17 protein-coding genes and 1 pseudogene are annotated in these 19,106 nt (G+C 48.7%); 16 read left to right on the top strand and 2 right to left on the bottom strand.

Translation table 11 applies throughout. The features are described from left to right. Positions 1–6: 6 nt before the first annotated feature. A complete protein-coding gene (coaD, locus tag ABC831_RS15985) occupies positions 7–507 on the top strand; it encodes a pantetheine-phosphate adenylyltransferase (protein ID WP_343249099.1) in 501 nt (166 codons plus the stop codon). Next, entirely contained in the window at positions 504–1,076 is a 573-nt protein-coding gene (locus ABC831_RS15980) for an ATP synthase subunit B family protein (protein WP_158343099.1), read from the top strand. The genes coaD and ABC831_RS15980 overlap by 4 nt, the downstream gene beginning before the upstream one ends. On the opposite strand, the gene ABC831_RS15975 is transcribed toward ABC831_RS15980, so the two are convergent. After that, positions 1,009–1,971, bottom strand: coding sequence for a transporter (locus tag ABC831_RS15975; protein ID WP_343249098.1), 963 nt, complete (start codon positions 1,969–1,971; stop codon positions 1,009–1,011). The two genes, ABC831_RS15980 and ABC831_RS15975, sit on opposite strands and share 68 nt — an antisense overlap. 128 nt (positions 1,972–2,099) lie before the next feature. On the opposite strand from ABC831_RS15975, the gene ABC831_RS15970 reads away from it, so the two are divergent. Next, positions 2,100–3,548, top strand: coding sequence for an aminoacyl-histidine dipeptidase (locus tag ABC831_RS15970; protein WP_343249097.1), 1,449 nt, complete (start codon positions 2,100–2,102; stop codon positions 3,546–3,548). Positions 3,549–3,679: 131 nt separating this feature from the next. On the opposite strand, the gene ABC831_RS15965 is transcribed toward ABC831_RS15970, so the two are convergent. After that, positions 3,680–4,108: a PPC domain-containing protein gene (locus tag ABC831_RS15965; RefSeq protein ID WP_343249096.1), complete on the bottom strand. Its 429-nt coding sequence runs from the start codon at positions 4,106–4,108 to the stop codon at positions 3,680–3,682. Positions 4,109–4,440: 332 nt separating this feature from the next. Between ABC831_RS15965 and ABC831_RS15960 the strand changes: the two are divergent. From ABC831_RS15960 to ABC831_RS15900, 13 genes and pseudogenes are all read left to right on the top strand, one after another. Then, positions 4,441–4,671: pseudogene (locus ABC831_RS15960) on the top strand (helix-turn-helix transcriptional regulator); the annotation flags it as partial. Between the two features lie 190 nt (positions 4,672–4,861). Next, positions 4,862–5,710, top strand: coding sequence for a M23 family metallopeptidase (locus ABC831_RS15955; RefSeq protein ID WP_343249095.1), 849 nt, complete (start codon positions 4,862–4,864; stop codon positions 5,708–5,710). A gap of 81 nt (positions 5,711–5,791) precedes the next feature. Further along, positions 5,792–6,604: a GTP pyrophosphokinase gene (locus ABC831_RS15950; RefSeq protein ID WP_343249094.1), complete on the top strand. Its 813-nt coding sequence runs from the start codon at positions 5,792–5,794 to the stop codon at positions 6,602–6,604. Positions 6,605–6,620: 16 nt separating this feature from the next. Next, positions 6,621–8,003, top strand: a complete 1,383-nt coding sequence (locus tag ABC831_RS15945) for an RsmF rRNA methyltransferase first C-terminal domain-containing protein (protein WP_343249093.1) — start codon at positions 6,621–6,623, stop codon at positions 8,001–8,003. Then, positions 8,000–8,725: a pseudouridine synthase gene (locus ABC831_RS15940; RefSeq protein WP_343249158.1), complete on the top strand. Its 726-nt coding sequence runs from the start codon at positions 8,000–8,002 to the stop codon at positions 8,723–8,725. Before ABC831_RS15945 ends, ABC831_RS15940 begins: the two co-directional genes overlap by 4 nt. Then, entirely contained in the window at positions 8,710–9,387 is a 678-nt protein-coding gene (locus ABC831_RS15935; protein WP_343249092.1) for an HAD family hydrolase, read from the top strand. The genes ABC831_RS15940 and ABC831_RS15935 overlap by 16 nt, the downstream gene beginning before the upstream one ends. After that, on the top strand, positions 9,377–11,308 hold the full coding sequence (locus ABC831_RS15930) for a YgiQ family radical SAM protein (RefSeq protein WP_343249091.1): 1,932 nt from the start codon (positions 9,377–9,379) through the stop codon (positions 11,306–11,308). The genes ABC831_RS15935 and ABC831_RS15930 overlap by 11 nt, the downstream gene beginning before the upstream one ends. A gap of 139 nt (positions 11,309–11,447) precedes the next feature. Beyond that, positions 11,448–12,209, top strand: a complete 762-nt coding sequence (locus tag ABC831_RS15925) for an SDR family NAD(P)-dependent oxidoreductase (RefSeq protein ID WP_343249090.1) — start codon at positions 11,448–11,450, stop codon at positions 12,207–12,209. Between the two features lie 53 nt (positions 12,210–12,262). Then, complete coding sequence (locus ABC831_RS15920; protein ID WP_343249089.1) at positions 12,263–12,820, top strand: hypothetical protein; 558 nt, start codon at positions 12,263–12,265, stop codon at positions 12,818–12,820. Between the two features lie 15 nt (positions 12,821–12,835). Then, positions 12,836–13,783 (top strand): RluA family pseudouridine synthase, encoded by a 948-nt coding sequence (locus ABC831_RS15915; protein WP_343249088.1) that lies wholly within the window; start codon positions 12,836–12,838, stop codon positions 13,781–13,783. A 149-nt stretch (positions 13,784–13,932) separates the two neighbouring features. Beyond that, positions 13,933–15,090 (top strand): cell wall hydrolase, encoded by a 1,158-nt coding sequence (locus ABC831_RS15910; protein ID WP_343249087.1) that lies wholly within the window; start codon positions 13,933–13,935, stop codon positions 15,088–15,090. A 338-nt stretch (positions 15,091–15,428) separates the two neighbouring features. Next, entirely contained in the window at positions 15,429–17,198 is a 1,770-nt protein-coding gene (locus ABC831_RS15905) for an ABC transporter ATP-binding protein (protein WP_343249086.1), read from the top strand. Next, positions 17,191–18,978 carry an ABC transporter ATP-binding protein gene (locus tag ABC831_RS15900; protein WP_343249085.1) on the top strand — a complete coding sequence of 596 codons (1,788 nt, stop codon included), beginning with the start codon at positions 17,191–17,193 and terminating at the stop codon, positions 18,976–18,978. The genes ABC831_RS15905 and ABC831_RS15900 overlap by 8 nt, the downstream gene beginning before the upstream one ends. Positions 18,979–19,106: the final 128 nt, after the last annotated feature.

The raw sequence follows: 19,106 nt of genomic DNA, 5'->3' as shown, positions 1-19,106 counted from the left end.
CAGTATATGATTCGAGCGATTTATCCCGGAAGCTTTGATCCGGTTACCTTCGGGCATATGGATATTATTCAGAGATCGGCCAAACTGGTCGATGAGCTGATCGTCGGAGTCCTGAACAACCGGGCAAAATCCCCAAGCTTTACCATCGATGAGCGGGTGGAGATGTTAAGAGAAGTAACATCCGCGATACCTAATGTAGAAATTACCGCATTTCAGGGATTATCCGTGGATTTCGCCAGGGACTGCAAAGCCAATGTGATGGTTCGGGGCCTTCGGGCCGTGACCGATTTTGATTATGAACTGCAGCTGGCGCAGACAAATAAAATCATGTGCCCGCAGGTGGATACCATGTTTTTAACGACCAGTCTGGAATATGCCTATTTAAGCTCTACCACGGTGCGCGAAGTGGCCGCCTACGGCGGTGATATCACCCGCTTTGTGCCGTCGGTCGTAGTAGAGAAAGTAAAGACGAAAATGCGGAAATTGGAAAAGGAGAATGCGATATGAGCAGCAGAATCGAACAGATTATAGAAGAAATAGAAGAATACATCGACAGCTGTAAATACCAGGCGTTGTCCAACAGCAAGATCATCGTGAACAAAGACGAGATCGAAGAGTTGCTTCGGGAGCTGCGGATGAAGACGCCGGATGAGATCAAAAAGTACCAGAAAATTATCAGCAACCGGGATGCGATTATCGCAGATGCCCAGGAGAAAGCCAATGCGATCATCGCGGAGGCCACCGTACATACCAACGAGCTGATCAATGAACATGAGATTATGCAGCAGGCCTATACCCAGGCGAATGAGATTATCGCGAATGCCACCAATCAGGCACAGGCGCTGTTGGATAATGCGACGGTGGACGCCAACAACATCCGTCTGGGAGCGATCCAGTATACGGATGAGATGTTAGCGAACCTTCAGAAGATTATCGCCCATACCCTGGACACCTCAGGAGCAAAATACGAGAATTTTATCAATTCGCTGAAGGACAATTACGATATTATCAATGCCAACCGGGTAGAACTGCACCCATCTGAGGAAGAAGAAACAGAACAGCCAGAAGAAGAGTAATCCCCGTGGACATAAGCTTCGCGCCGATATAGCGCAGGATGGAGAGCCCGGAGTCTTTGATCATGCTTTCGGTCTGGGCGATACTGGACAGTCCGCCGAATGAGGTCACACACAGGATCATCAGGCAGCGCAGCGGAAAAGAAAGCTCTGTAAGCGCGATGGCCTGAATCCCGTTGGTTATTTCAAATATCCCCGTAAAAAGGGATTTCATCCAGGCGGATGAGAGCGGCAGGGAGGATACCATGCCGGCGATGATCGCAAATAATATAATATAGCCGCCCAGCTTGGTGACCGTTTCGAAACCATTCATAATAGAGGTGTCAATGATTTTGAAATTGATTTGAAGTCTTGATGCCTTTTTCTTTTGATCCGGCTGTCCGGCGGCCCGCATTTTGCGGCGGTAAAAAGGGTTCAGGACAAAGGCGGTAAAAAGCGGCGCCGCATATAATATGACCAGAAACGGGATAATAAGGCTGGGATCTTTCAGCGTGACCGTAACGATGAAGCTGATGATAAACATAGGGCTTACATTGTTGCAGAAGCTCAAAAGATATTGTCCTTCCACAGGAGAGATCTGCCGCTCCATGACCAGGTCCGCTGTGACCTTACTGCCCATGGGATAACCGCAGAGAAATCCGGTGATTACGGCATAACATCCATTTTTGCTGATGCCCAGTAGCCTGGTCAGGATGGGTGAGAGAAACCAGGTCAGATAGGACATGGCATCCAGCCGGATAATGATGTTAGACAGGATGATAAAGGGCAGCAGCGTGGGAATAATGGTATGAAACCAGAGCAGCAGGCCGGTGGTGGAAGCCTCCACAGCCTGTATGGGGCGGAAGAACAAGAATAGGACCAGTAACAGTACGAGTATGGTATAGCAAGCTTTTTTCATAAAAACCCCATGATTTTGCGGTGTTGATTACTATCATTTTATGGACGGCATCCAGGTATTATGCCTTTGTTCTTGATATGGTTTTATAAGCAGAAGTGGAATAAATAAATGAAATTGGAGGGAAACATATGAGTAAGCTAAGTCAGTTAGAACCACAATCCGTTTTTTACTATTTCGAAAAAATCGCGGGGATTCCGCATGGTTCGAGAAACACCAAAGCCATCAGCGATTACTGTGTGGAATTCGCAAAGGAACACAACCTGCGCTATATACAGGATGAAAGTAACAATGTGATTATTTTCAAAGAGGCGTCACCAGGATATGAAAAAGCGGAGCCGGTGGTTCTGCAGGGGCATCTGGATATGGTATGCGTAAAGGATGCCGACGCCATGATTGATATGGAAAAGGAAGGGCTGGATCTTCAGATCGACGGTGATTATGTCTGCGCAAAAGGGACGACCTTAGGCGGAGATGACGGTATCGCCGTAGCTTACTGCCTGGCGGTATTGGCCGACGGCACGCTGGCGCATCCGCCCATCGAGGCGGTGTTTACCACAGATGAAGAGATCGGGCTTCTGGGCGCGGCAGATCTGGATGCCAGAGTTTTGCAGGGCAGAAAATTAATAAACCTGGATTCGGAGGAAGAGGGTATTTTCCTGACCAGCTGCGCGGGAGGCCTGACTGCGACCTGCAGCCTTCCAGCCCAATATACACAGCAGACGGGTCTGGTCTATGAGTTGAAGATCAAAGGGCTTCTGGGCGGCCATTCCGGAATCGAAATCCACAAGGAACGGTTGAATGCGAACAAGCTGATGGGACGGCTCCTTTATACCATCGGGGATGAGATGGAATTTTCGCTGGCAGCCTTAAACGGTGGGGTAAAAGACAACGCGATTCCTTCCCAAGCCTGTGCAACCCTCGTAATAGAAGAAGGGGAAGCAGAACATCTGGAAAGTGTCGTCACCAGATTGGAGAAAATCGTACAGCACGAATATAAATCCAGTGATCCTGATATCAAAATAGAGATCGGACGTATCGGAAGCGAAACGAAAAAAGTCCTGAATGTAAAGAGCCAGGAATGTATCGTATTCTTCCTGATGCACGCGCCGGACGGCGTGATCCGCTGGAGCATGGACATCGAGGGGCTGGTACAGACATCCCTGAACCTGGGGATCATGGAACTGACCGATGAGTGCTGCAGCTTAAGTTTCGCGGTCCGCAGTTCCGTAGAGACGGAAAAAATATTTCTGGCACAAAAGCTCCGGTATCTGACGGAGTTCCTGGGTGGAATCTACGAGGAATCCGGAGATTATCCGGGATGGGAGTTCCGCAAAGAATCCCCTCTTCGGGATATGATGGTACAGACCTATGAAGATCTCTTCGGAAAGAAACCGGCGGTTGAGGCGGTGCATGCCGGTCTGGAATGCGGAGTGTTTATCGGGAAAATACCGGACATGGACTGCGTTTCCCTGGGACCGGATATGCTCCATGTACACAGCCCGCAGGAAAAACTGAGCATTTCTTCCACTAAGAGAATGTGGGATTTCCTGGTTGCCGTACTGAAAAACTGCCGATAATCTGACGAAAAGGAACAAAGGATCTGTTCCGGACAACCTGTCTCAACTGTTCATTTGGTGGTTGGCGGGGATGATGGAAAGATTCTTGTTCCTTTTTTATTGTACGAATAAATCAGGTTATTTCTACAAGGTTATTCGATCGCTAAAGATATGGTCCCTCCGGTTCTGCTGACTGCCAGTTCCACGGTATAGGTGCCGCCCTTTTCGACGGGAATCTTGATCGTATTTTCTTCCGCTGCACCTGCGCTCCTGTTTTCGGAAGCATATAAGGATTCCTCGTCCCCGCCATATAGATTGATATCCACGATTCCCTGTACATCGGACAGATCGATCACAAACACATCCCCTTCCTGCATTTTAAAAAAGATAGTTTCTTCCCCTTCCTGCTCCAATTTCAAATGACAGGAGCTGCCTTTACCTTCCGTATAAGGTGTTTTTTCATCCGCGGTTTTACCTATGCCGTCAGCCGTATCCGCACTTTTACCCGCGCTGCTGCCGCATGCGGTACACAAGAAACAACCTGTAAATACAATAATCAACAACAACTTTTTCATTAACATAAAAATACCTCCTGTTTACATAATTCCAATTAAGAGGAATACCGGTTATGGATAATCAATTTGTATGTATACATATGTTATAATATCAATTGTAGTATGATCCATCCGCAGTGTCAAAGGATTCTCTGACAATCCGCTGATAGCCCTATGATAAGTCACCATAAACGTGTATAAATATTCTTTAATGATATACCATAAATATTGGATTGTTGACATAATGTGTAAATTTTTGAATAAGAACCAAGATATAATACAGCAAGTAAAATCAAGAAATACGCTCTCTGTTTCTTTATAATAAATTACAGAGTGGTCGAAACGAGGGAAACAAACGAATGTATGAATGGCAGAAGCAAATTCAAATAATCGTTGATGAAATTGACAGATGTATTAAGAACTATAATGACGAAGCCCTGACACTGAGCGAACTTTCCCGCAGCCTGGGTTATTCCGAATATTATACAACGAGAAAATTCAAAGAAATATCGGGAATGCAGTTCAGGGATTATCTGCGGCATAGAAAGTTAGCCTTCGCCCTAAAAGAGGTGCGGGATCGGGAAAAAAGTTTTCGTTTTTGAGCATGGACCGTTCGATTATGAGCAGGAAAACCGCAGCGTCTGCGCTCCTGGCCCGCTCTTTTTTTTCTGTATAGCGGCAAAATAATCCCTCCGCTATAGTTCTACCAGGACAGGCCCGATCATATAATAATAAGGACGTACTTCGAAATCAGGGAAATGTATGAAGCGTTCTTTCCTATTGTACATAATTGGAATCTTATTTTTGGGCATTTTGATCGTGCTGGGCACGAATTCCCTCCATGATTATGCGGCCCTTTCCCTCCTGAATGATGCGGTAAATGAAAGCGAAGGGTTCCGCAAACAATGGCTGAGCGAGGAAGTAAGCGGGGAATTGGACACGTTTTGCGGGGAATCGGGGATATCCAGAGGGGATCTGCTGACAATTCTCATGCTTGATCACCGGTTTGACCTGACAGGCGTGGAGCTTAAAAACTATGGAATAGAACAGTATTCCGACAGCCTGCACAATCAATGGGGCCGAAAACCGGAGGCTTTGCAGGCACTACGGGAAAGCTATGAGGCGATCTGGGATGACCTGGTATATTTTCCGGTACCGGAATCGACGGTGAACGATGAGGCGACGGTAGCATTTGATAATTCCTGGATGTTTGAACGGACTTTCGGCGGGAAGCGGGGACATGAGGGAACGGATGTGATGGCCGGTGTGAATCAGAGGGGCTATTATCCGGTGATCAGCATGACAGACGGCGTGATCGAAAATATTGGCTGGCTGACGCAGGGCGGTTATCGGATCGGAATCAGGGGGCCTCACGGCGCTTACTATTATTACGCCCATCTGGCGGAATTCGCCAGGGATTTCCCCAAAGGGACTCAGGTGCGGGCCGGTGAGCTGATCGGCTACATGGGAGACACCGGATACAGCGAAATCGAAGGTACCACCGGTAATTTTGATGTCCATCTGCACGTGGGAATTTACATACGAACGAAAGACTCACCAGAGATGAGTGTGAATCCCTATTGGATTTTGAAGTACCTGGAAAGTCATAAGCTTTCCTATGCATTTTAATGCTTATTTATGCAAAATTTTCGTCAATAGTGGCGGGAGTGAAGCAACCATGTTATACTATAGGCTGAAGGAGAGGGTAGTATGGAAATACAATTATGGAGAGAAATATTAGATCCTTATGAACTGGCGGTAAAAGAGCTGGTGATTAAGTTTCAGCACCTGATTAAGGAACACAGAGACAATAACCGGTATTCCCCCATCGAACAGGTGGAGGGCCGGGTGAAAACCATATCCAGTATTCTGGAAAAATCATTAAAAAAGGGAATTCCGCTGGAGGATATCGAAGAGAAGATCGAAGATATCGCGGGAATCCGGATTATCTGCCAGTTCGTGGAAGACATCGACCGGGTGGTGGAGCTGATCCGGGGCCGCGGCGATATGGAAATAAAAAGTGAAAAAAATTATCTGGCTCACAGCAAAGAGAGTGGTTACAGAAGTTATCATGTCATCGTGTACTATCAGGTGGAGACCATAAACGGGCCGAAGAAACTGCAGGTAGAGATCCAGATCCGGACCCTGGCCATGAATTTCTGGGCCATTATTGAGCATTCCCTTCAGTATAAATATGAGAAAAACATACCGGAACACATCCGCAGGCGTTTAAGCGCGGCAGCGGATGCGGTGGATATGCTGGACAACGAGATGTCCAGTGTGCGAAGTGAGATTATGGACGCCCAGAATTCCTTTCAGATACAGGCGAATATTGTGGCGGATATCCTGAATAACATTGAAAACTTATATAAGGTATTGAATAAACGGGAAATCAAAAAGATACAGGATGAATTTTACCAGATTTACACGATGAATGACATAAACCAGCTGGAGCGTTTTGACAAACAGCTGGACCAGGTGGCGGAAGGCTACCGGGCACAGGCATTATCGGGATTACGATAAGATAGGAGCGAAACGAATGCAGTTACCAAGTACGTTTACCGGGCGCATGGAGAAGATCCTGGGGGCGGAATTCGATGAATTTATGAAAAGTTACGAACAGAAGCGTCTGTATGGTTTAAGAGTGAATAACCGAAAGATCAGCACGGAGCAGTTTTTGAAAATTGCTCCGTTTCATCTGACCAGGGTTCCCTGGATCGAAAACGGGTTTTATTATGAGGAGGGGGACCAGCCGGGGAAACATCCTTATTATTCTGCGGGCCTGTATTATCTTCAGGAGCCCAGCGCCATGACACCGGCCAATATTCTGCCGGTGAATCCCGGGGAACGGGTTCTGGATCTGTGCGCCGCGCCCGGCGGGAAGTCAACGGAGCTGGGAGTGAAGCTGGAAGGCCGGGGGCTCCTGGTGGCCAATGATATCAGCGCATCCAGAGCAAAAGCCCTGCTTAAAAATATAGAATTATTCGGAATACCGAACGCATTGATCACCAGCGAGCCGCCGGTGAATCTGATGCGTTATTTCGGCGCTTATTTTGACAAAATATTGATCGACGCGCCCTGTTCCGGGGAAGGAATGTTCCGGAAGGACCCATCCATGGTCAAAAGCTGGGAGAAAAACGGTCCGGAATTCTACGCCAAGATCCAGCGGGAAATTATCCTGCAGGCGGCTTCCATGTTAAAGCCAGGCGGACAGATGCTGTACTCCACCTGTACTTTTTCGGCGGAGGAAGACGAGGGGACCATCGAGTATCTGTTGTCCGAAGATCCTTCCTTTCACGTGATACCCGTCACCGGCCGGTACGAAGGATTCTCGCCCGCGAAACCGGAGCTGGTCGGCGGAAGGGAAGAGATCCGGGGCTGTGTGCGGATCTGGCCTCACCGGATGAACGGGGAAGGCCATTTTGTGGCGCTGCTGCAAAAGGACGAGTCAGGTATGCAAAAGGCCTCTAAGGGAAATTCGGCCGTTCACAGGATTTCCGAATTTCCGGATCTGTCGGACTTCTTAAGACCAATACAGACCGGCCTTAACCTGTCCCGTTTGGAGGTGCGCCAGGATAAGGTATCCGCCCTCCCTGCAGAAATGGGAGATTTAAAAGGGCTTCACTATCTGAGAACGGGACTTTATCTGGGGGAATTAAAAAAGAAACGCTTTGAACCCAGCCAGGCGTTAGCCATGGCGCTTGAGAAGGAAGCCTGCCCTGCCACGATATCGTTTCCTGCGGACGACATCCGGGTCCGGAAGTATCTGAAGGGGGAGACCATCGATGTGTCCGGCCTGCCGTATGATCCCTCCGGTTCCTGGCAGCTGGTCTGTGTGGATGGCTATCCGCTGGGATGGGGAAAACTGGCGAACGCAAACCTGAAGAACAAATATCATCCCGGATGGAGATGGCAGTCATGAAGGCGCTCCGGTTAGACAAATATCTGGCCGACTTAGGCTGCGGGACCCGCTCACAGGTAAAGAACTCCATACGTCAGGGGCGTGTGACGGTGAACGGGACCGTGGAAAAAGGCGCGGACCGGAAAGTGATGCCGGGAACCGATGAGGTGGCTTTGGATGGCATACCAATGGCCTATGAAGAATTCGAATATTATATGCTGAATAAACCAACCGGTTGTGTTTCGGCCACAGAAGATCCGAAAGATCCCACGGTTGTCGGGCTGATTACCGGTTCCAGCCGCCGGGATCTCTTTCCCGTGGGCAGGCTGGACAAGGATACGGAAGGACTGCTGCTGATCACCAATGACGGAGAACTGGCCCACCGCCTGCTGTCACCAAAACACAATGTTCCGAAAACTTATCTGGCCAGGATCGATGGACCGGTGACGCAGGATCATATCCGGCTGTTTCAGGAGGGCGTTGATATTGGAGAAGAACGCCCGACGCTTCCGGCGGAGCTTCGGATTCTTAAGTCGGATGAGCAGGGCGCTTTGGTGGAACTTTCGATCTGTGAAGGTAAATTCCACCAGGTGAAAAGAATGTTTGAAGCAGTGGGAAGAACTGTGGTATATTTAAAGAGACTTTCGATGGGGAGCCTGCTGCTGGATCAGGACCTGAAGCCGGGCGAGTACCGGAATTTAACGGAAGAGGAAAGGAACAGATTACTTTGTTACAAGAAATAAATGCGGTTATTTTCGATCTGGACGGAACCCTGATCGATTCCATGTGGATGTGGAAGGAAATTGATATAGAATACCTGGAACGTTTCGGCATCCCGCTGCCCCAAGGGCTTCAGGACGATATTGAAGGTATGAGTTTTACGGAAACCGCCGGATACTTTAAGGAGGTAATCGGGATTCCGCTGCCTCTTGATGAGATCAAGTCGGACTGGATCAGGATGGCCATGGATAAGTATGAAAGCCAGGTGCCGCCCAAGGACGGTGCTGTCCGCTTCCTGAAGTATCTGAAGGAGCACAGGATCAGGACAGGCATCGCCACCAGTAATTCCATGGATCTGGTAGATGCGGCGATGAAAGGGAACCGGATGGGGGATTTCTTCGACGTGATTCTGACCGGATGCAGCGTGGCCCGCGGGAAACCGGCTCCCGATATCTACCTGAAAGTGGCGGATGAGCTTCAGGTAGAGGCAAAGAACTGCCTGGTATTCGAGGATGTACCCAAAGGGATTCTGGCCGGGAAAAATGCGGGTATGCGGGTATGTGCGGTGGAAGATGACTTCAGCGCGCATTTGAGAACGCAGAAAAAGCAGCTGGCCGACTACTATATCCGGACCTATGACGATATCTTTGATCAAACCTATGAGGTACTGGCGCATGATAAATGAAAATAACTACCTGCCGGTTTCCAGAGCCGAGATGGAGGCTAGAGGAATCCGGCAGTTCGATTTTGTCTATATCATCGGGGATGCCTATATCGATCATCCCTCCTTCGGTTCGGCGATTATCAGCCGGATACTGGAAGCCCATGGCTACCGTGTGGGTATCATTTCCCAGCCCGACTGGAAAGAAAAGGAGAGCATCACTGTTTACGGGGAGCCAAGGCTGGCCTTTCTGGTGTCGGGCGGCAATATGGATTCCATGGTAAACCATTACACGGTGTCTAAGAAACGGCGGAGCACGGACTCCTACACGCCGGGCGGCATCATGGGCAAAAGGCCGGACTATGCCGCGGTGGTCTACTGTAATCTGATCCGCCAGGTCTATAAGAAAACGCCGGTGATCATCGGCGGGATCGAAGCCAGCCTTCGAAGACTGGCACATTATGATTACTGGTCCAATAGGATAAAGCGCTCTATACTGCTGGACTCCGGCGCAGATCTCATCTCCTATGGTATGGGCGAGCGTTCGATCGTAGAAATCGCAGATGCCCTGAACGCGGGGATCCCGGTGAAGGATATCACTTATATCGACGGGACGGTCTACAGGGCCAAAGATCTGGATTCTGTATATGACTGCCAGGTCCTGCCTTCCTTTGAGGAGCTGGCCGCGGATAAGAGGAAATATGCAGAGAGCTTTTATACACAATATTGCAATACAGATCCTTTTACCGGAAAGAGACTGGCGGAACCATATTCCGGGCATCTGTACGTGGTACAGAATCCGCCTTCCAAACCCCTGTCCCAGACAGAGATGGACGATATCTACGCGCTGCCTTACATGAGATCTTATCATCCTTCCTACGAACAAGACGGCGGTGTGCCGGCGATCGCGGAAGTAAAGTTCAGCCTGATCAGCAACAGAGGCTGTTTCGGGGGCTGTAATTTCTGCGCGCTGACCTTTCACCAGGGGCGGATCGTGCAGACCAGAAGCCACGAATCTATTCTTAAGGAAGCGCAGAAGCTTGTGCAGGAACCGGATTTTAAAGGTTATATCCATGATGTGGGCGGCCCCACCGCTGATTTCAGACAGCCCTCCTGTGAAAAACAGCTGACCAAAGGGGTCTGTAAGGAGAGGCAGTGCCTGTTCCCGAAGCCCTGCCCGAATCTGAAAGCGGATCATTCGGATTACCGGACGCTCCTGCGCAGGCTTCGTGAGATACCAGGTGTGAAAAAGGTGTTCATCCGCTCGGGAATCCGTTTTGACTATGTGCTGGCGGACCGGGATGAGGGCTTTTTAAAGGAGCTGTGTGAATATCATGTCAGCGGCCAGCTGAAGGTGGCTCCTGAGCACGTATCAGACGCAGTGCTGGCGAAAATGGGAAAACCGTCCCATGAAGTCTATGTCCGTTTTGCCGACCGGTACCGCCGGATCAATGAGAAGCTTGGGAAAAAGCAGTATCTGGTTCCCTATCTGATGTCTTCCCATCCGGGCTGTACGATGAGGGAAGCGGTAAAACTGGCGGAATTCCTGCGGGATCTGGGCTATATGCCGGAACAGGTCCAGGATTTCTATCCGACTCCGTCCACTTTGTCCACCTGCATGTACTATACAGGGATCGATCCAAGGACGGGGGAACCGGTGTATGTGCCGGTTAATCCCCATGAAAAGGCACTGCAGAGAGCTTTGATCCAATACCGGAACCCGAAAAATTATGATCTTGTGGAAGAGGCCTTGACAATCGCCGGCAGAAACGATTTAATCGGATATGAGAGCAGATGCCTGATCCGGCCCCGCAGGAACGCGCAGCAGGGGAGAAAACCTGCGGGAAGCATAGCACAGAAGGATGGTTATCAAAGCGTCAGGACGCAGGGAGTGAAAAATCAGAAAAGGAAAACGATACGCAATGTTCATAAAAAGAAATCCTGAATGCGCAAATAGATTGACATAAAATTATTATGACAACCTGTTGGCTTTCAAGTTTTCAAGACGCAGATTTATATGTAGGATAATTTGTATATAAGATAATTTGTATATAAGATTAATATTGTATGCAGGAGGTGTTAACATGGTGATAGCGGTAATTACGGGTGCGTCTTCCGGTATGGGACGGGAATTCGTACGGCAGATCGCTGAAAAATATCCGAAGCTTCAGGAAATATGGGTTATTGCCAGAAGAAAAGAGCGTCTGGAAGAGTTAAGATCTCAAATACCGGTCCGGCTGCGTATTTTGGACTATGATTTAACGAAAGAGCGTTCGATTTGGGATTTGGAGAGAACTTTATATGAAAAAAAGCCGAAGATCAAACTGCTGGTCAATGCGGCCGGTTATGGAAAAATCGGGCATTTTCAGGAGCTCACCTATCAGGACAATGCGGGGATGATCGAGTTAAACTGCCGGGGGCTCACGGCTGTCACCTACGCCTGCCTGCCTTACATGCTCCCTAACGGCAGGATCATCCAGCTGGCTTCCTCCGCGGCGTTTTTGCCCCAGCCGAATTTTGCGGTCTACGCAGCCAGCAAATCCTATGTGCTCAGCTTTTCCAGGGCACTGGGGAGAGAACTAAGAGACAAAAAGATTACAGTCACTGCGGTATGCCCAGGGCCGGTGGATACAGAATTTTTTGATGTGGCGGAGCAGAAAGGGCAGACGGCTTATGTAAAAAAACTGGCGATGGCAAAGGCACCCCAGGTGGTTGCCAAAGCATTAAAAGACGCCGCCTGTGGAAAAGAGGTGTCCGTCTACGGAGCCTTGATGAAAGGCACGCATCTGGCGGCGAAAATCCTGCCGCACAGGGTACTTTTATCCCTGATGGGCATTCTATTTTAACCGCCTCCACACAGAATAATAACAGAAATTCAGAGACGAAAGAGGAGTTCCAATTGAAAATTCAAAAAGGTGATTACGGTTATTTGAAACATCAAAAGAAGATAGAGATACTAAAGACATCTATCATGTTCGCCCTGGTCATAATCATTTTTACCGCCGGCTATGTTACAACCAAGTCAAGGCTCAACCTGTTTACACTGGTCGCTGTGCTGGGCTGTCTGCCGGCCAGCAAGGAGCTGGTATCCCTGATCATGATCCTGCCCAGGAAAAGCCTTGAGCCCGGACTATATGAGAAGATAAGTCCTGCGGTGGAAAAGTCCTCCGTTGCATATGAAATGGTAATGACATCTTATGAGAAAACCATGCCTTTGGACTGCCTGGCGATCCTGGGAAATACCATGATCGGTTATGCCGGCAGTGAGAAAGCAGACGTCTCCCTCCTGGAAAAACATATCCGGGATATCTGCAACGGCAATAAATATAAAGTGACGATTAAAATATTCAAGGATCTGGACGCTTTTCTGGACCGGCTGGCGCAGTTGGAAGACAAGGGTGAGCCTTCTGAGCTTCAGAATACGGTTTTGAACACCATGAAGGCTGTCTCCTTATAAGGAATATAAGAAACTATGAGAGAAGTGAAAATAAAATCCAACGAGGCCGGACAACGGTTGGACAAATGGCTGGCTAAATATATGAACCAGGCACCGAAAAGCTTTTTCTACAAAATGCTCCGCAAGAAAAATATTACCCTGAACGGGAAAAAAGCCGACGGCAGCGAACGGCTGGCCGAAGGGGACCAAATAAAACTTTTCCTTTCCGAAGAAACGCTGGAAAAGTTTTCAAAGTCAGATCTGATATATGTCAAACCGAAGCTTTCCATCATTTATGAGGATGAGCATATCCTGATACTGAATAAACCGGCCGGAATGCTGTCACAGAAGGCAGAACCACAGGATATATCTTTGAATGAGCATATCTTATCTTATCTGATGGATACCGGACAGTGCACAAAAGAAAGCCTGCGCCATGTCCGCCCTTCCGTCTGTAACCGTTTGGACCGAAATACCAGCGGCCTTATTGTGGCTGGAAAAACTATTCCGGGACTGCAGGCCATGTCCGCAGCATTAAAAGACCGAAGCCTGCACAAATACTATCACTGCATCACTGTTGGTGAACTGTCGGAATCCAGCAGGCTGGAAGGATACCTGCGAAAAGACAATCAGACGAATCAGGTCATAATCACGCGGCAGGAGACGCCGCAGGCCGCCTATATACAGACGGAGTACAGGCCCCTGCTTCATACAAAGGACTGGACCAGGCTGGAAGTAAAGCTGATCACCGGACGTTCCCATCAGATCCGTGCCCATCTGGCCTCTATCGGGCATCCGATCATAGGGGACAGCAAATACGGGGATGACAGAATCAATCTAATTTATAAAAAGAAATACAAGATTGTGCATCAGCTATTACATTCCATTCGGATGGAATTCCCGCAATTCACAGGAGAACTGTCCTATCTTTCCGGTAAAGTGTTTGAAGCGCCGGAGCCGAAAGAATTCCAATATTTTTCCTGAAAAAAATTTGCAGCAGTATTATTACAGGATTGTACGTAAAAAAGCAGAATTCAGCAGAAAACTTGTCAGAACGCTTGTTTTATAGTAGTATAGGGATGGAACAAAACATACCGCCCACACCGCGGTAAATGCTCCAATGGAGGTAAAGTATGAAAAAATGGAAAAGAGCAGTGACTTTGCTGCTCGTATTCGTTTTATTTATCATAAGCTCCCTGACGGTATATGCGACCAGCAGTACATCCGATATGATAAAACAAAAAGAACAGGAAAAGAAAGATACGGAATCGGATCTGCAGGATACAAAGGACCAGATCGACGATCTGAAAAACCAGAAGGGCGGACTGGAAACGGACCTGAATAATCTAAACAGCGAACTGTCCAAGGTAAACGATAAGATCGAAGAGTTAAGCGCGCAGATAACGGCCAAGGAAGAGGAAATCCGTATTACCCAGGAAGAGCTGGAAGCTGCCAGGCAGACGGAAGAAGAGCAGTACGAGGCCATGAAAAAGAGAATCCAGTATATGTACGAGCATCGGAATACCAGTATGCTGGAGATTCTCGTAGAGGCGGACGGCGTGGCTGATCTTCTGAACCGTGCGGATTATTACACGCAGATGGCTGCCTACGACCGGGCTATGCTGGAAAAATTCCAGCAGACCAAGGCGGACATCGCCCAAAAAGAAGTCGATCTGACGCAGGAACAGGCAGATCTGGAAAGTCTGAAAGAAGAAGCCGATCAGCAGCAGAAAAAAATCCAGACACTGGTGGACAGCACCTCAAATAAGATCTCCCAATATAAGGGCATGATATCAGACGCGGAGCAAAAAGCCGAAGAGTATGAGCAGCAGATCCAGCAGCAAGAAGGAACCCTGGACGAACTTCGCCAAAAATACGAGCAGGAGCTGGAAATGGCCCGTCGGGCCAGGGAGCAGGACAAAAACAATCCGAACAACGACTACGTGATCGATCCGGGAAGCGACCTGGCTGCCCTGGCTGCCATCATTGAATGCGAAGCCGGAGGAGAGAGCTACGAGGGAAAAATCGGAGTCGCCAACGTTGTTTTAAACCGTGTCCGCAGTGGTTCTTACCCTAACACCGTCATGGCGGTGATCACCCAGCCCCGTCAGTTCACTCCGGTTTCCAGCGGCCGTTTCTACATGGTACTGGAGCGGGGAGCTTCTGGAAGCTGTGTACAGGCAGCCCAGGATGCACTGAATGGGACTAACACCGTAGGGGATGCCCTCTACTTTAGAACAGTCATCCCCGGTATCGATGGGCAGATTATTGGAAATCATATTTTCTACTGATACATTTTATGTTGTTAGCCACGAAAGGAGTTACCATTCTCGGCCGCTTGGGAGGGGACTGGCTTCTTTCGGCTGTAAAGCCAAACCTTTATAGTAACTGCGCAGAGAAAGGGGCCTGTCCCAGGATGTTGACTGGAGTTCATTCGGCATCCGGGGACAGGCCCCTTTCTCCACCCAGTTGCTGTTCGGTTTGGCTTTACAGCCGAAAGATGCCAGTCCCCTCCTAAGCGGCCGTGAATGATAACGGTTAAGAAAAAACAACTTGACTATCGCCCAACCCGATAGTGTATGCTATAAGATACATGTAAAATTTGCAATAGATACGGGAGTACGATGACATGAAGCTGATTTTGAATTACTTGAAGAATTATAAGAAAATATTTGTATTAAATGTGATTTCAGTATTTGGATTTGCTTTGGTGGAACTGGGAATTCCGACCATAGTGGCTCAGATGATCGACCGGGGGATATCGAACCAGGACACCGCTTATATCTGGAAGATGGGCGGATTGATTTTGGTGATATCTCTGGTTGGTGTGGCAGGGACGATCCTGTTGGGATATTGTTGTGCCTATTTGTCTACCTCGGTGGTAAGAGACCTGCGAAATGATATTTTCCGAAAGACCCAGACATTTTCGCACAGTGAGTTTAACCGGTTCGGAACCTCGTCGCTGATCACCAGGACCAATAATGATGCGTTCCAGATTCAGATGTTTATGAATATCCTGCTGCGGACTGCTTTGATGACGCCTGTGATGATCGCGAGCAGTATCGTTCTGGTATTGAAAGCTTCCCTGCGTCTGTCTATGGTAATTCTGGCTACGATACCTCTTATTATACTGGGGGTAATCATAGTGGCTAAAATATCAGAATCGATCAGTGAAAACCAGCAGAATTCCCTGGAGTGGATCAACCGTATTTCAAGGGAGAATCTGAGCGGAATCCGGGTGATCCGTGCTTTTACAAATGATAATTATGAAAAAAAGAGGTTTGATGAAGCGAATTTGTCTTATATGAAATTTTCGAAACGGCTTTTCAAACTGATGTCGGTTACGCAGCCGATCTTTTTCCTGCTGATGAATCTGGCCGGTATGCTGATCTACTGGATTTCCAGTATCCTGATTAACCAGAATTCACTTCAGGTCGGTCAGCTGGTCGCTTTTATGGATTATCTGTTCCATGTGATGTTTTCGATTATGCTGTTCTGCCTGGTGTTTATGATGTATCCAAAGGCTCAGGTCAGTGCCCGGCGGATCACGAAGGTTCTTAAGACCACGCCGTCCATCCCCACACGGATTCCAGGTCAGAGAGATGGGACAAAAAGCGGGGATGCCGTTTCCGCTGATCTGGACAAAATAGACATAAGAGAGGTTCGGTTTGACCATGTTACATTCGTCTATCCGGATGGGGAAGAAGCGGTGCTCAAGGATGTGTCTTTCGCTGTGAAAAGGGGAGAAACGATTGCTTTTATAGGGAGCACCGGATCGGGAAAGAGTACATTGATCAATCTGGTACCGCGGGCATATGATGTCACGGAAGGCAGCGTATTGATTAACGGGGAGGATATCCGTAAGCTGCCCAGCCAGGAACTGCGGCAATCGATCGGTTTTATTCCCCAGAAGGCCATGCTGTTCGGCGGCACCATAGCGGAGAATATCCGTTACGGAAAAAAAGACGCGTCCATGGAAGAAGTGGCCCATGCGGCGAAAGTTGCCCAGGCCTATGATTTTATCATGGAAAAAGGTGGATTTGAGGAATTGATTACGGAGAATGCCACGAATGTGTCCGGGGGACAGAGGCAGAGATTGTCCATCGCCCGGGCGCTTGTAAGGCGTCCGGATGTCTACATATTCGACGACTCATTTTCCGCACTGGATTTTAAGACAGACGCTAAGCTTCGCAGGGAGCTTAGGAAGGAAACGAAAGAAGCGATCGTTATGATCGTGGCCCAGCGTATTTCCAGTATCGTGGATGCTGACAGGATTGTGGTGTTAAATGAGGGCAGTGTGGTGGGAATCGGAACGCATCAGGAACTTTTGAAGAATTGTCAGATTTATCGGGAAATTGCATTATCTCAGTTAAGTGAGGAGGAATTAGCCAATGCTTAAAAAATTCAGACATATGGCTGAGACTGTCCTGAAGCTCAAACCCTTTATAGCGCCGTATAAATGGAGCTTCCTGGGGGCTATGTTCATGGCGGTATTCGGCGTGGGCGCTATGACACTGGCACCTACGGTGGAAGGTATGATTACGACTCAGCTGGCGAAGGATACCTCGCATATATTAAAAGGGGAACCGGGTGCAGGGGTACAGTTTGATGTGATTCTTAGAATCCTGGCAGTATTGCTGGTGATCTATCTGATCAAGACACTGGCCCAGATCGTCGGCACTTTCTGGTTGACTAATTCGATACAGAATGCCATGCATGATCTAAGAAATGAGGTTCAGAATAAGGTACGCCGGCTTCCGGTACGCTATTTTGACAACCATAAATTCGGAGATATCCTAAGCCGCGTCACAAACGATGTGGAAACGGTATCGAACGCACTTCAGCAGAGCTTTATACAGATTGTTACAGGAATTCTGACACTGGCCCTGGCCATTACCATGATGTTTACCATTCAGCCGCTGATGGCCTGTATCTCGATTCTGATTATCCCGATCAGCCTGATCATAACCCGGGGTGTGGTCAGACGCAGCCAGAAACAGTTTAAAGCACAGCAGGATTCCATGGGAGCGTTAAACGGAACCATTACGGAGCTTTATGGAGGCTATAACGAAATCCTGCTTTTCGGAAGACAGGAAGATTCGATCCGGCAGTTTGAAGAGGTCAATGATGAACTGCAGAAGCACGCGTTTAAAGCCCAGTTTGTGTCTTCTTTGATGAATCCGCTGATTTCCCTGACCACTTATCTGTGTATCGGAAGTATCGCGGTACTGGGATGCTTTCAGGTGATATCCGGAAATATTACCGTTGGCAATCTCCAGGCGTTTATCCGTTATATCTGGCAGATCAACGATCCGCTGTCCCAGGTGTCCCAGTTATCGACACAGCTCCAGGCGGCGTTTGCTGCCCTGAACCGGATCTATGAGGTACTGGAGGAGGAAGAGGAAGTGGCGGAAGCGGATCCGCCGGTTCAGCTAAGCCAGGTGAAAGGAAATGTAACCTTCGATCATGTGACCTTTGGCTATGGGGACACGCCGGTGGTGCAGAATCTGAATGCGCAGATAAAAGCAGGGCAGATGGTTGCCATCGTCGGCCCGACCGGAGCCGGAAAAACGACGCTGATCAACCTGCTGCTTCGGTTTTATGATGTGGAAAGTGGAAGTATACAGATCGACGGAGTGGATATCCGGGATATGAGACGGGAGGATTTAAGAGCGCTCTTTGGCATGGTGCTGCAGGATACCTGGCTGTTCTCTGGAACGATCTATGACAATATCCGCTACGGCCGGCTGGATGCCCGGAAGGATCAGGTGATCAATGCCGCCAAGCTTGCGAATGTCCATCATTTTATCCGAACCCTGCCAAGAGGGTATGATATGATGATCAACGAGGAAGGGAATAATATTTCTCAGGGTGAAAAACAGCTGCTGACCATCGCCAGGGCGATTCTGAAGGATCCGAAAATCCTGATCCTGGACGAGGCCACCTCTTCTGTGGATACCCGGCTGGAGAAAATGCTTCAGAATGCGATGCATAAGGTGCTGGAAGGGCGCACCAGCTTTGTCATCGCCCATCGTCTGTCTACGATCAAAAATGCGGATATGATTATGGTGCTGCATGACGGAAATATCGAAGAAGTGGGGACACACGAAACGCTGATGAAAAAGCGGGGATATTACGAGCAGCTGTATAATTCACAGTTCGCGGCGGCGCAGGAGTAGGGGCCGTGCGTGGGCCGGCATTGTGGGATGAAGGATGGCCCTGGATGGAATGTGGCGGACCTGGGGAAACGGAATGGATTGGTGCTGGGGGAACGGAATGGACATTGAGGGATTGACAGGAGGTATGT

It is taken from the genome of Diplocloster hominis, assembly GCF_032380655.1.
GTDB lineage: Bacteria > Bacillota > Clostridia > Lachnospirales > Lachnospiraceae > Diplocloster > Diplocloster hominis.
The sequence above is the reverse complement of the archived record's forward strand: the minus strand, read 5'-3'. Positions and strand labels throughout refer to the sequence as shown.